The organism is Pseudomonas sp. 44 R 15 (genome assembly GCF_900004965.1).
GTDB classification, from domain to species: Bacteria; Pseudomonadota; Gammaproteobacteria; order Pseudomonadales; family Pseudomonadaceae; genus Aquipseudomonas; species Aquipseudomonas orientalis_A.
Genome location: NZ_CVTU01000100.1, coordinates 25,617 through 37,490, shown reverse-complemented (window position 1 = coordinate 37,490; position 11,874 = coordinate 25,617). Strand labels below are relative to the sequence as shown.

The window sequence follows — 11,874 nt, the reverse complement described above, 5'->3', positions numbered from 1 at the left end:
GGCCGTTACCGCAGAAACGGATATGTACTCGATCTGATCCAACATCCTGGTCGGCCCAGAGGCCGCCATCGGGGGCAAGCCCCCTCCCACATTTGAGCCAGGATCGACACAAAATCCTGGTCGGCTCTGAGGCCGCCATCGGGAGCAAGCCCCCTCCCACAGTTGGACCAGGATCGACACAAAATCCTGGTCGGCTCTGAGGCCGCCATCGGGAGCAAGCCCCCTCCCACAGTTGGGCCAGGATCGACACAAAATCCTGGTCGGCTCTGAGGCCGCCATCGGAGGCAAGCCCCCTCCCACATTGACCGAGTTAAACGCGGGCGGCGAAGATTGCCTGATGCTGGCGGCACTGCTCAGCCGTGAGCATGAACACCCCATGCCCCCCGCGCTGGAAGTCCAGCCAGGCGAAATCCACTTCCGGGTACAGCGCTTCAACATGCACTTGGCTGTTGCCCACTTCGACAATCAGCAAACCCTTCTCGGCCAGGTGGTCCGCCGCTTGGGCCAGCATGCGCCGTACCAGGTTCAAGCCGTCGTCACCGCAAGCCAGGCCCAGCTCCGGTTCGTGCTGGTATTCATCCGGCATATCGGCGAAGTCTTCGGCGTCCACATACGGCGGATTGGACACAATCAGATCGAAGCGCTGACCCGGCAGCCCGTCAAAGCCGTCGCCCTGCACGGTATAGACGCGCTCATCGACGCCGTGGCGCTCGATGTTCTGGTTGGCCACTTCGAGGGCTTCGAAGGACAAGTCACCCAGCACCACCTCGGCCTCGGGGAATTCGTAGGCACAGGCGATGCCGATGCAACCGGAGCCGGTGCACAAGTCGAGAATGCGCGCCGGCGGCTGGGCCAGCCAGGGTTCGAAGCGGTTTTCGATCAACTCGCCAATCGGTGAGCGCGGAATCAGCACGCGCTCGTCAACGATAAACGACATGCCGCAGAACCAGGCCTCCTTGAGCAAGTAGGCCGTGGGCACGCGGTCATGGATGCGCCGATGCAGCAAACGCTGCACATGGGAAATTTCCTCTTCTTCCAAATTGCAGTCCAGGTAGCTGTCGGCAATTTCCCATGGCAGATGCAGGGCGCCGAGCACCAGTTGCCGGGCTTCGTCCCAGGCATTGTCGGTGCCGTGGCCAAAAAACAGGTCTTCCCCATGGAAACGGCTGACAGCCCAACGGATATGGTCGCGCAAAGTGCGCAGGCGGGAAGTGATCACGGGGCAGACTCCTGGAAAAAACGACTGGCGATTCTAACAGCGTTCATCTGTACCGACGATGTACGAAATACCGCTGCCGCATGTCGGATTTCATCCAAATCCACCCTAATGACTTAAACAAGCCACCCCCTTGACATGGCTGCACGCCAGCAACGGCGTACCTTACGCTGGTAGCGATTCACAGAACCGCTCAGCCAGTGGACAATGGCGCAAAAGCCCCCCTGACAGGAGCCCCAGAATGTCCGTTCCAAAGACGATGTTTCAAATCAGCGGTCGTGGTTACGCAGCTGCCAACCTTGCCCATGCGACCCTCGTGATCATCGACGCCCAGAAGGAATACCTCAGCGGCCCACTCGCCCTCTCGGGCATGGACGCGGCGGTCGGCAACATCAAGCAACTGGTGACCGCTGCGCGCAACGCCGGACGCCCGATCGTGCATGTGCGCCACCTGGGCACCGTCGGCGGCCTGTTCGATCCGCAAGGCGAGCGCGGCGAATTCATCCCTGGCCTTGAGCCTGAAGGCGACGAAACCATTATCGGCAAGCTGCTGCCCAGCGCCTTTCACGGCACCGGCCTGGAGAAACACCTGCAGGACCTGGGTTCGCTGGACCTGATCGTCTGCGGATTCATGAGTCATTCAAGCGTCAGCACCACGGTACGTGCCGCCAAGAACCTCGGCTTTCGCTGCACCCTGGTGGAAGATGCCTGCGCGACACGCGACTTGCCCTGCAAAGGTGGCGTGCTCAGTGCCGAACATGTGCAGCAAACCGAAATGGCCATCATGGCCGACAACTTCGCGACCCTGGCGTTGACCAAAGATCTGATCTGATCGTCTCTGTGATGAGCGGTGTGCCCATGTTCATTGCCCCGCTCATCCGCAAGGCCTGCTCATTTCGCGCATTTGCCCCGGGCACAGGAACAACCTGTGTATCTTCCGGTCGAAGGGCCGATACCCTGGAGGAAAGGTCGGAATGAAGATATCCGATGGTTTTGATGCTCGTCGCTTGCGCCCCAAGGGCCCGAGCAATTGGCGTCTGCGCCTGGTGGCGGGCATTGCCGCGCTGCTGGCGATCGTAGGTCTGCTGTTGGCTGGCGCTGGTGGCGCCGGTCTGTTTGGGCATTCGCCGGCACTCGGCGAGCTGAATGCCAGCCCTGGCGGTTCAGCGATCCTGCTGGGGATCGGCCTGTTGGTGCTGTGGTTGGGGGTATGGCTGTGGCGCCGCAGCCGTCGGAAAATGCGCCAGCCGTTGTCGTTGAATATCGCCTCGCACCTGATGAAAAAGCACGACTAATGGCGCTTGGATAGTATTCGACGCGCCGCAGCCGCCGCGATTTAGGTAAACTGCCCGCCCTTCGCGGAGGCTGACATGCAAGACGACGACTTTTCCCTGTTCAAGAACGAGCTGCGCGGCGTCAAGCCGATCAAGCATGACCGCGCCGACACCGGCAAACCCAAGGCTGACCGGGCGCAAATCGCCAAGCTGCGCCAGGCCGCCACCGTGCGCACCGATGCCACCACCGTGGATGGCTTGTCGGATCAGTTCGTGATCGACGTCGGCCCCGAAGATGAATTGACGTGGGCCCGCGATGGGGTGCAGGAAAGCCAGATGCGCAAGCTCAAGGCCGGCCAGATCCCGTTCGAGGGCAGCCTTGACCTGCACGGCATGACCGTGGAGAAGGCGCGGGAAACTCTCTGGGCCTTCCTCGCCGAGGCCACCAAATTCGAAATCCGCTGCGTGCGCGTCACCCACGGCAAGGCCGTGCGGCTGGACGGCAAGCGGCCGATGATCAAGAGCCACGTCAACACCTGGCTGCGCCAGCACACCCAGGTGCTCGGCTTTACCTCCTGCCAGGCCCGCCACGGCGGGGCCGGCGCGGTGTATGTGATGCTCAAGCGCACCATGATGGAGGGGCGCGACGAGTAACCAATAAAAAGCCCAGCACTCAGGCTGGGCTGTCAATCAGGAGGACGGGGCTTTTATTCGCCGGCGAACTCTCTAGCTTTTTTCTCTCTTGCCAGTGAGATGACGGCTTTTTGCATCGTGATTGCAGTATTGGCTGCGCTTCGATAGACCGCCCGCCTCTCCTCTACCGAACAGCTTCGGAAAAAGTCGGACATGGTTGTGGAAGGATATTTTTCTATTGCGTCCGTAATTTCGCCTTTCATGAGGCTACTCCGGTCAATATTTGCTCAAGTTGTTCAGGATGGTAGGGCTGCCTGACCAGTTCGTCAATTTCGTCAGTTGAAAGGTCGATGCCAATCTCGGCGTCGTTCCCATCAGTATTCTTGAGAATCACATCGACCTGGATTTTTTCCAGAAACTCGCGCTTCAATTGGCACACCGTCGCCTTGGATGCATAGAACTGGCGAACGAATTCCACGCAAGGGATGTTCCTGCCTTCAACGGCTTCCCGTGCAAGCACAAATTCCCATGCCAGCTCCGGCTTTTGATACACATACATGATTTGCACTGAGCGGTGTTTCTTGCCGAGCGCACGCTGGATGTTTTTTCGCGCAACGTCGAGATTCGCGAGAGTCCCATCCAGAAGAAATGACTGTCGCTGCTGATAAACGAGGTCGATGGCCCGCTCCACCATAATGGTTACGCCGCGCTGAAACAGGCTCGAATTCGCACCGTTATACTCAGGAAAATAATCCCTGAAGTCGTCAGGGTCGATACGAAGCGTTTTGGCCCCATGCGCCTCCATCAGATTGACAAAGGACTTCGAGACCTCAGTCTTACCGGCGCCAGGAGAACCCGCCATAAAAACCGAGACGGGATATTCTTCACCGGGATAGCGAGTCAAGCAGGCCAAATCCCTGGCAATTCGTGTGCGATTCGCCTTGGCGAAGCCAACGGCACGCTCTGCGATACTTCGTTCCCGTGGCGTCATCACATACTCCTCACTGGAGGCCGACTTTAACATCGGCTTCGTGCGGGAATACACCTGTCGCCGTACCTACGCTACTATGTGCGCCAATCACCAGCGCACACTGCGATATCCGCGCGGTAATAACGCTTCATATTGGTACAGGCATACACCGTACCGCTCTGAAACCCATACGGAAACAGTCCTGTGACATTGGAACAAAACTACACCGCGATTCTCGGCCAACTCGGCGAGGACGTCTCCCGCGAGGGTCTGCTCGACACGCCAAAGCGTGCCGCCAAGGCAATGCAGTACCTCTGCCGCGGTTATGAACAGACGCTCGAAGAAGTCACCAATGGCGCCTTGTTCAGCTCCGACAACAGCGAAATGGTGCTGGTCAAGGACATCGAGTTGTACTCGCTGTGCGAACACCACCTGCTGCCGTTTATTGGCAAGGCCCACGTGGCGTACATCCCGAGCGGCAAAGTGCTGGGCCTGTCGAAGGTCGCGCGGATCGTCGATATGTATGCGCGTCGCCTGCAGATCCAGGAAAACCTCAGCCGCCAGATCGCTGATGCGGTGCTGGAAGTGACCGGCGCCCTCGGCGTGGCGGTGGTGATCGAGGCCAAGCACATGTGCATGATGATGCGCGGTGTGGAAAAACAGAACTCGTCGATGATTACATCGGTGATGCTCGGTGAGTTCCGTGAAAACGCGGCCACCCGCAGCGAATTTCTCAGCCTGATCAAGTAAACGGCTGTGCAGGAAAAGGCCGGCGTTCATCGCCGGTTTTTTTTCGTCCGTAAAATTCAGGTAAGCTGCGACCCCTTCTCCATGGGCAAGAGGCTTTCAGCCATGTTCGTCAAAGCACTTCGAGTAGGCCTCGGCCAGATCATCATCGCCGGCGACTTCCTGACCCGTCCGCGCAAAAAGCAGCGGCCCGCCGAACAACAGGCGCAGGTGAATGAAGCGGCCAAAGGCCTGACCCTGTATCAGTTCCATGCCTGCCCGTTCTGTGTGAAGACCCGTCGTACCCTGCATCGCCTGAATGTGCCGGTGGCGCTCAAGGACGCGAAAAACAATGCGCAGGATCGCCAGACTCTGCTGGAGCAAGGCGGCAAGATCAAGGTGCCGTGTCTGCGCATCGAAGACAACGGCCAGACTACCTGGATGTATGACTCAAAGGTGATCATTGATTACCTGGACAAGCGCTTCGCCGCGATCTGACAAACCTGCGCAGATCCATTGTGGGAGGGGGCTTGCCCCCGATGACGTCGGCCCAGCAAACACTGATGTTGGTTGACCCACCGCTATCGGGGGCAAGCCCCCTCCCACAGGGAATCTGCGCTAACTGACTGGCATTAGGGCAAGCCCCTCCCACATTCAGTTCGCTGTTGGCAACTCCAGGTCCAGCAACGCCGACCCAAGACATTTGCCATGGGCATCCAGCGCCAGCGAGCGGGTCACGCCGCCGCGCAGGATGCCCGGCAACACAAAATTCAGCGCCTGCACATTGGGCAGTTCATAACGCCGGACCGGCGCAGCGCCGGGCTCCAGCAAATCGGCAAAGAACTCGGCCACGCGCTCGGCCGTCAGTTGTTCGCACAGCCACGGATAGTCTTCGGCGCGATAGGCAATGATCGAGATGTTCGACGTGTCGCCCTTGTCCCCGGTGCGGGAATGGGCCAGCGTGTGCAGTTTCATCCTTCAATCCTCGGTTTGACGTCGCCACGGGGCAGCAGCAACGACGCCACCGCCACCACTTGGCGCACGCTCTTGCTCGCTCCACCACCGCCGGCCGGGCCGTTGGTGTAGAGGGTTTCCACTTCGTTACCGACGCGCACGGCGTCAGCGCGCGCCTCGCAACGAGCAGCGACGCGCAGGCGCACCTCCCAGGGCTCAACGAGGCTGCGCGGCCCGTGCAATGAGTCCATGCCGATCAACTCGGCGCGTACGTCCTGCATCTTCACGCCGGTCAGTTCCAGACGCTTGAGCACTACATCCCGCGCCAATTGCGCCCGTGCGACAGCGCCCGGACCGCCGTAGGACATCTGCCCCTCACCGATCCAGCCGTCCAGATAACCGACGCTGACCTTCAGCTGTTCAGGCCGGGCACGACCGTCGGCCCCCTGGGCACGCACCCGATCAATGCCCTCCTCGACAAAGCCCACCCGTGAAAAGTCGGCCGTGACATCCGGGGTCAGATACGCTTGCGGGTCGTGCACTTCGTAGATCAATTGTTCGCTGCAGGTGGCGCGGCTGACCTGCCCCCCGGAGCCCGTCACTTTGGTGATCAAGGCGTGTCCGTCAGCGTCGACCTCGGCCAATGGAAAGCCCAGGCGTGCCAGGTCATCCACATCCTTGCGGCCTGGGTCGGCGAAATAACCACCGCTGACCTGCCCCGCACACTCGAGCAAATGCCCGACCAGGGTACCCCTGCCCAGGCGCTGCCAATCGTCGGCGGCCCAGCCGAATTCAAACATCTGCGGCGCGAGAAACAATGACGGGTCGGCCACACGCCCCGTAATCACTACATCGGCGTCAGCGCGCAGGGCCTCAAGGATGCCCTCCACGCCCAGGTAGGCATTCGCCGAAACCAGCCGTTCACCCAGTGCGCCCACGGTCTGGCCGTTGTCCAGCCACTGCTCGGGCCGCAACGCCTGCAACACGTCGTCGCCCACCACGGCCACCACCTTGAGGTTCACCCCCAGTTCACCGGCAATGCGCCGCACTTCGGCGGCGGCCGACACCGGGTTGGCGGCGCCCATGTTGGTGATCACGCGCAGACGACGGCGGCCCGGTTGCCGCCCGACAAAGGGCAGCACCCGCTGCATGCGCTCACTCAACAAGGGGTCGTAGCCGCCTGCCGGATCGCTGATACGCGCCTGTTGCGCCAGGGCAATGGTGCGTTCGGCCAGGCATTCGAACACCAGGTAATCCAGGTCGCCCTGTTCGGCCAGTTCCACGGCGGGTTCGATACGGTCACCGGAGTAGCCGGCGCCGGCGCCGATGCGCAAAATTTTCATCTCAGATAACTCCTCTTAGATAACGCCCAAAAGCAGCGCGGTCAGGGTCATCAGCACCGACGCGGCAAACAGAAAAGGAATGGTGAAGCGCTGGTGATCGGCCAGTTCGATCTTGCACAGACCCACCAGCAGGAAGGTCGCGGGGGTCAACGGGCTGACCGGGAAACCGGTGGTGTGCACACCCAGCAACGAGGCCTGGGCCACTTGCAGCGGGTCGACGCCCAGCGCCTTGCCGACTTCGGCGATCACCGGCATCACGCCGAAATAGTAGGAATCGGGATCGAACAACATGCTCAACGGCATGGAAATAAAGCCGACCACCGCCGGGATCAACTTGCCATGGCCGGCGGGAATCTGCGCCACCGCCACTTCGGCAATCGCCTTGAGCATGCCGGTGCCTTGCATGATGCCGGTGAACACGCCGGCGGCGAGCAAGATACTGGCCATGGTCAGGGCGGTTTTGGCATGGGCGTCGATACGCGCGCGCTGGGCGTCGACATTGGGGTAGTTGATGCACAGCGCGACCACGGTGCCGAGCATGAACATCACCACCGGGTCGACCCAGCCGGCGATCATCACCACCATCACCAGCAGAGTGAGCATCAGGTTGACCCAGAACAGCCGTGGACGGCGCAGCTTGATATCGTCGTCACTGAGCACCCGTTGCGGCACCGCGTCGACGCTGGAACCGGCGCCCAGGCCCAGGCGTTTTTCTTCCCGATGACCCAGCCACCAGGCGCAGGCGAACACAAAGATCAGCCCGACGATCTGCACCGGGATCAGCGGTTGGAACAGGTCCGCCACCGGCACATGCAACGCCGCGGACGAGCGCAGCACCGGCCCGGTCCACGGCAGGAAGTTGACCCCGGCGGCCATCGCACAGACGCAGGCCAGGATGCGCTTGTCGATGCCCAGCCGGGTGTACAACGGCAACATCGCCGGCACCGTCACCAGAAAGGTCACCGCGCCGGAGCCGTCCAGGTGCACCAGCAGCGCCAGGGTCGCGGTGCCGACGACAATCCGTGTAGGACGCGTGCCGACCGTGCGCAGGATGCGATCAATGATCGGGTCGAGCATGCCGGCGTCGGTCATGATCCCGAAGAACAGGATCGCAAACACAAACATGCCAACGACCGGGGCGACGTTCTTGATGCCAGTGATGATGAACCCGCTGGTTTGCAGGCCGAACCCACCGATCAACGCGGCGATGATCGGCAAGGCAATCAGGGCCACCAGGGGCGAGAGACGCTTGCTCATTACAGCGGCGAGCAGGCAGAGGATGGTAATGACGCCCAGGGTTGCAAGCATGGGGTACTCCAGAGCGGCCTTGGTGGCCGGTTATTGTTTTCCCTGGAGTATTGGAAGCGGGTTAGTCTTTGTAAATTGGAATATTCGGCATAGCACGTTCGGAAAAACAAAACGAAGTGACCTCATGAAAAATAGCATCCAGCACATCCAGGCCTTCCTCGCTGTCGCCCGTACCGGCAGTTTCACCAAGGCCGCCAACGAGCTGCATCTGTCTCCGTCAGCCCTCACCGTGCAGGTGCAACAACTGGAAGACTGGCTGGGCGTCGCCCTGCTCGACCGCAGCCCGCGCCACGTGAGCATCACCGCCGCCGGCCAGGAGGCGCGTGGCCCCATGGAAAAATTGCTGCTGGACCTGGACAACATCGTCACCGGCTCGCGTGACCTCGCCGCCCTGCGCCGGGGTGTGGTCACCCTCGCCGCCCTGCCCTCGGTGTGCGCCGGCAGCCTGCCGCCGGTGTTGCGCTTGTTTCGCGAGCGCTTCGCCGGGATTGAAGTGCGCCTGCATGACCTGGTGGCCCATCGCATTCATGCCCAGGTGCGTTCCGGCGAGGTGGATTTCGGCATCGGCGTGAGTGCGCGCCTGAGTCATGGCCTGGACTTCGTGCCGGTGTTGAATGACCGGCTGTGCGCGTTTGTGCCATTGAACCATGGACTGACGCGCTATCGGTCACTGACCCTGGCGCAATTGGCAGACCAACCGATCATCCTGACCGGACGCGACAGCAGCGTGCGCGAGCAAGTAGACGCGCTGTTCGACCAGACACGACTGACGCTGAACGCGGGCATGGAAGCCAACTACATGTCGACGGTATTGGCGTTGGTGCGCCAAGGGTTGGGGATCAGTGTGCTGCCGGAGTCGGCGGCGGACAGCCTGGAGGGGTTGCAGCGGATCACGATCGATCATCCTGGAGTGAACCGGGAGATCGGGTTGATCACTCGCAGTGGGATGGCGTTAAGCCCGGCAGCACAGCGCTGCTTTGACCTGCTAAATAAAGAGTTATCTGACTCACCATTGAGCTAAATGGTCGCAGAGGGCTTGGCGATCACCACCCTCTGTAGGAGCGAGCTTGCTCGCGAAAAACTCACAGGCACCGCGTTCATTCAGGAAGCACGCGTTATCGTTGACGTTTTTCGCGAGCAAGCTCGCTCCTACATCAGGGCTTGCCTCCACCTTTTGATTGCATGATCAGTCCAGCATCGGGACATGCCGAGGATGACTGGCCACCCGCTGCAGCCACGCCTGCACCGCCGGATACGGCGCCAGGTCAAACCCGCCTTCATGGGCCACATGGGTGTAGGCATACAGCGCAATATCGGCAATCGAATATTGCTCGCCCACCAGATACGGCGTGGCTTGCAGCTGGCGCTCCATCACCCTTAACGCCTTGTAGCCGCCCTTGTGGGTAGTCTTGTATTCCTCCAGGCGATCCTGCGGCATGTTCAGGTAGAGCTGAATGAACCGCGCCACGGCGATGTAAGGCTCGTGGCTGTATTGCTCGAAGAACTGCCACTGCAACACTTGTGTACGCAAGCGCGGCTCGCTGGGCAAGAAGTCGCTGCCATCGGCGAGAAAGTTGAGGATCGCGTTGGACTCCCACAGGCAGGTGCCATCTTCAAGCTCCAGCACCGGAATCTTGCCGTTGGGGTTCTTCGCCAGGAACTCAGGGGTCTGGGTGTCGCCCTTGAGAATATCGATATCGATCCATTGGTACGGGATGCCCAACAAGTTGAGCATCAATTTGATCTTGTAGCAGTTGCCCGATTTGTAATCGCCATAAACCTTGTACATGGGCTCCCCTTATGCCGCTTGACGCGCCCGAAACGAACGCCTGCGCCCACAAAGTGCGGCTATCCACGGTTTGTTTCAAGGCGCTGCGCAGAATAAATCCGTCCGACTGCCGTGGTGGACGGCCTTTCATCCCTTTCTGCGCAGATAATCGAAAACATTATTTGCTTTATTTGTATACAAAAGCATAATTCGCTTCGTGCGAGTTCCTGACCTATCAGTCAACAAAACCCGCCGGTACCTCAAAGCGCTGCTGCCCACTCATGTGACCGGCGCTGGAAATAACAATAAAACGATTGAGGAGTACGCGCTGTGGATAGCCGCAAAACCGAAGCCCCCACCCTGGACCTCAGCCCGCCGCACCACGGCTGGCTCGAACGCCTGTTCAAACTGCGCTTGCATGGCACCACAGTGAAGACCGAGCTGATCGCCGGCCTTACCACCTTCATCACCATGGCCTACATCATCTTCGTCAACCCCAACATCATGGCCGATGCGGGCATTGACCACGGTGCGGCGTTCGTCGCCACCTGCATCGCCGCCGCGCTGGGCTGCCTGTTGATGGGCTTGTACGCCAACTGGCCGGTGGGCCTGGCACCGGGCATGGGCCTGAACGCGTTTTTCACCTACACCGTGGTTGGCACCATGGGCTACCACTGGGAGACCGCCCTCGGCGCGGTGTTTATCTCCGGCGTGCTGTTCATGATCCTGACCCTGTCGCGCATCCGTGAATGGCTGCTCAACAGTATTCCCGTGAGCCTGCGCCACGCCATGGGCGCCGGGGTAGGCCTGTTCCTCGGCGTGATCGGTCTGAAAACCGCCGGGATCATCGTCGACAGCCCGGCGACCCTGATCAAGCTCGGCTCCCTGCACGAGCCCGCGCCGTTGCTGGCGGCGGTGTGTTTCCTGCTGATCGCCATTCTCAGCTATCACCGCGTGTTCGGCGCGATCCTCATCAGCATCATCGCCGTCACGTTGGCCGGCTGGGGACTGGGCCTGGTGCATTACAATGGCATTCTCTCCACCCCACCGAGCCTGGCGCCGACCTGGATGGCCATGGACGTGATGGGTGTGTTCAATGTGAGCATGATCAGCGTGGTATTCGCCTTTCTTTTTGTACACATGTTCGACACCGCAGGTACACTGATGGGCGTTGCGCAACGTGCTGGCCTGGTGAACGCCGATGGCAAGATCGACAACCTGTCCCGCGCGCTGAAGGCCGACAGTGCCTCCAGTGTATTCGGCGCCATGGTCGGCGTGCCGCCTGTGACCAGTTACGTGGAAAGCGCCGCCGGTGTGGCAGCCGGTGGCCGTACCGGGCTGACGGCGGTAACGGTGGGCGTGCTGTTTGTGGCGGCGATGTTCTTCGCGCCGCTGGCCGGCATGATTCCCGCCTACGCCACCGCCGGCGCGCTGATCTACGTGGCAATGCTGATGATGGCGAGCATGGCGCATATCAACTGGGATGAAGCCACCGACAGCATTCCGGCGATCGTCACCGCGATCATGATGCCGCTGACGTTTTCGGTCGCCGACGGCATTGCGCTGGGGTTCATCACCTATGTGGCGCTGAAGGCCGGCACCGGCAAGTACCGCGAGATTTCCGTCAGCCTGTGGGTGTTGTGCGCGATTTTCATTGCGAAGTTCGTATTTTTATAAAAGGA

14 protein-coding genes are annotated in these 11,874 nt (G+C 60.6%); 7 read left to right on the top strand and 7 right to left on the bottom strand.

The window, feature by feature from the left end; genetic code table 11:
* Window positions 1–310 precede the first annotated feature (310 nt).
* A complete protein-coding gene (prmB, locus tag BFP93_RS17485; RefSeq protein WP_065894015.1) occupies window positions 311–1,219 on the bottom strand; it encodes a 50S ribosomal protein L3 N(5)-glutamine methyltransferase in 909 nt (302 codons plus the stop codon).
* A gap of 238 nt (window positions 1,220–1,457) precedes the next feature.
* On the opposite strand from prmB, the gene BFP93_RS17480 reads away from it, so the two are divergent.
* The 3 genes from BFP93_RS17480 (at window position 1,458) to BFP93_RS17470 (ending at window position 3,144) form a co-directional block, all read left to right on the top strand.
* The gene (locus BFP93_RS17480) at window positions 1,458–2,048 is read left to right on the top strand and encodes a cysteine hydrolase family protein (RefSeq protein ID WP_065894014.1); all 591 of its coding nucleotides are present in this window, start codon (window positions 1,458–1,460) and stop codon (window positions 2,046–2,048) included.
* A gap of 142 nt (window positions 2,049–2,190) precedes the next feature.
* A complete protein-coding gene (locus BFP93_RS17475) occupies window positions 2,191–2,511 on the top strand; it encodes a hypothetical protein (protein ID WP_065887960.1) in 321 nt (106 codons plus the stop codon).
* A gap of 75 nt (window positions 2,512–2,586) precedes the next feature.
* Entirely contained in the window at window positions 2,587–3,144 is a 558-nt protein-coding gene (locus BFP93_RS17470; protein WP_065894013.1) for a Smr/MutS family protein, read from the top strand.
* Window positions 3,145–3,197: 53 nt separating this feature from the next.
* Here the strand turns inward: BFP93_RS17470 and BFP93_RS17465 are convergent, their stop codons facing one another.
* Window positions 3,198–3,386 (bottom strand): hypothetical protein, encoded by a 189-nt coding sequence (locus BFP93_RS17465; protein WP_065887959.1) that lies wholly within the window; start codon window positions 3,384–3,386, stop codon window positions 3,198–3,200.
* Complete coding sequence (locus tag BFP93_RS17460; protein ID WP_065894012.1) at window positions 3,383–4,114, bottom strand: zeta toxin family protein; 732 nt, start codon at window positions 4,112–4,114, stop codon at window positions 3,383–3,385. Before BFP93_RS17460 ends, BFP93_RS17465 begins: the two co-directional genes overlap by 4 nt.
* 183 nt (window positions 4,115–4,297) lie before the next feature.
* On the opposite strand from BFP93_RS17460, the gene folE reads away from it, so the two are divergent.
* Together folE and BFP93_RS17450 are read left to right on the top strand one after the other, a co-directional pair.
* Complete coding sequence (folE, locus tag BFP93_RS17455) at window positions 4,298–4,843, top strand: GTP cyclohydrolase I FolE (RefSeq protein ID WP_065887958.1); 546 nt, start codon at window positions 4,298–4,300, stop codon at window positions 4,841–4,843.
* A gap of 102 nt (window positions 4,844–4,945) precedes the next feature.
* Window positions 4,946–5,317, top strand: a complete 372-nt coding sequence (locus tag BFP93_RS17450) for a glutathione S-transferase N-terminal domain-containing protein (RefSeq protein ID WP_065894011.1) — start codon at window positions 4,946–4,948, stop codon at window positions 5,315–5,317.
* A 156-nt stretch (window positions 5,318–5,473) separates the two neighbouring features.
* On the opposite strand, the gene BFP93_RS17445 is transcribed toward BFP93_RS17450, so the two are convergent.
* From BFP93_RS17445 to BFP93_RS17435, 3 genes are read right to left on the bottom strand one after another with little or no spacing between them, the layout of a single operon-like run.
* Window positions 5,474–5,794 carry an AtuA-related protein gene (locus BFP93_RS17445; protein WP_065894010.1) on the bottom strand — a complete coding sequence of 107 codons (321 nt, stop codon included), beginning with the start codon at window positions 5,792–5,794 and terminating at the stop codon, window positions 5,474–5,476.
* Window positions 5,791–7,116 carry an acyclic terpene utilization AtuA family protein gene (locus BFP93_RS17440; RefSeq protein WP_065894009.1) on the bottom strand — a complete coding sequence of 442 codons (1,326 nt, stop codon included), beginning with the start codon at window positions 7,114–7,116 and terminating at the stop codon, window positions 5,791–5,793. Before BFP93_RS17440 ends, BFP93_RS17445 begins: the two co-directional genes overlap by 4 nt.
* A gap of 15 nt (window positions 7,117–7,131) precedes the next feature.
* Window positions 7,132–8,424, bottom strand: coding sequence for a CitMHS family transporter (locus tag BFP93_RS17435; protein ID WP_065887954.1), 1,293 nt, complete (start codon window positions 8,422–8,424; stop codon window positions 7,132–7,134).
* Window positions 8,425–8,548: 124 nt separating this feature from the next.
* On the opposite strand from BFP93_RS17435, the gene BFP93_RS17430 reads away from it, so the two are divergent.
* Window positions 8,549–9,445 (top strand): LysR family transcriptional regulator, encoded by an 897-nt coding sequence (locus BFP93_RS17430; RefSeq protein ID WP_065894008.1) that lies wholly within the window; start codon window positions 8,549–8,551, stop codon window positions 9,443–9,445.
* A gap of 165 nt (window positions 9,446–9,610) precedes the next feature.
* Here the strand turns inward: BFP93_RS17430 and BFP93_RS17425 are convergent, their stop codons facing one another.
* A complete protein-coding gene (locus tag BFP93_RS17425) occupies window positions 9,611–10,213 on the bottom strand; it encodes a glutathione S-transferase family protein (protein ID WP_065887953.1) in 603 nt (200 codons plus the stop codon).
* Window positions 10,214–10,522: 309 nt separating this feature from the next.
* Between BFP93_RS17425 and BFP93_RS17420 the strand changes: the two genes are divergently transcribed.
* Window positions 10,523–11,869, top strand: a complete 1,347-nt coding sequence (locus tag BFP93_RS17420) for an NCS2 family permease (RefSeq protein ID WP_065894007.1) — start codon at window positions 10,523–10,525, stop codon at window positions 11,867–11,869.
* Window positions 11,870–11,874 lie beyond the last annotated feature (5 nt).

Excerpts from the sequence above, each read along its gene's own strand:
- BFP93_RS17440 (WP_065894009.1), bottom strand. The coding sequence starts at position 7,116 with ATGAAAATTTTGCGCATCGGCGCCGGCGCCGGCTACTCCGGTGACCGT.
- BFP93_RS17470 (WP_065894013.1), top strand. The coding sequence starts at position 2,587 with ATGCAAGACGACGACTTTTCCCTGTTCAAGAACGAGCTGCGCGGCGTC.
- BFP93_RS17425 (WP_065887953.1), bottom strand. The coding sequence starts at position 10,213 with ATGTACAAGGTTTATGGCGATTACAAATCGGGCAACTGCTACAAGATC.
- BFP93_RS17450 (WP_065894011.1), top strand. The coding sequence starts at position 4,946 with ATGTTCGTCAAAGCACTTCGAGTAGGCCTCGGCCAGATCATCATCGCC.
- BFP93_RS17475 (WP_065887960.1), top strand. The coding sequence starts at position 2,191 with ATGAAGATATCCGATGGTTTTGATGCTCGTCGCTTGCGCCCCAAGGGC.
- BFP93_RS17430 (WP_065894008.1), top strand. The coding sequence starts at position 8,549 with ATGAAAAATAGCATCCAGCACATCCAGGCCTTCCTCGCTGTCGCCCGT.
- BFP93_RS17445 (WP_065894010.1), bottom strand. The coding sequence starts at position 5,794 with ATGAAACTGCACACGCTGGCCCATTCCCGCACCGGGGACAAGGGCGAC.
- BFP93_RS17480 (WP_065894014.1), top strand. The coding sequence starts at position 1,458 with ATGTCCGTTCCAAAGACGATGTTTCAAATCAGCGGTCGTGGTTACGCA.
- BFP93_RS17465 (WP_065887959.1), bottom strand. The coding sequence starts at position 3,386 with ATGAAAGGCGAAATTACGGACGCAATAGAAAAATATCCTTCCACAACC.
- BFP93_RS17460 (WP_065894012.1), bottom strand. The coding sequence starts at position 4,114 with ATGACGCCACGGGAACGAAGTATCGCAGAGCGTGCCGTTGGCTTCGCC.
- BFP93_RS17435 (WP_065887954.1), bottom strand. The coding sequence starts at position 8,424 with ATGCTTGCAACCCTGGGCGTCATTACCATCCTCTGCCTGCTCGCCGCT.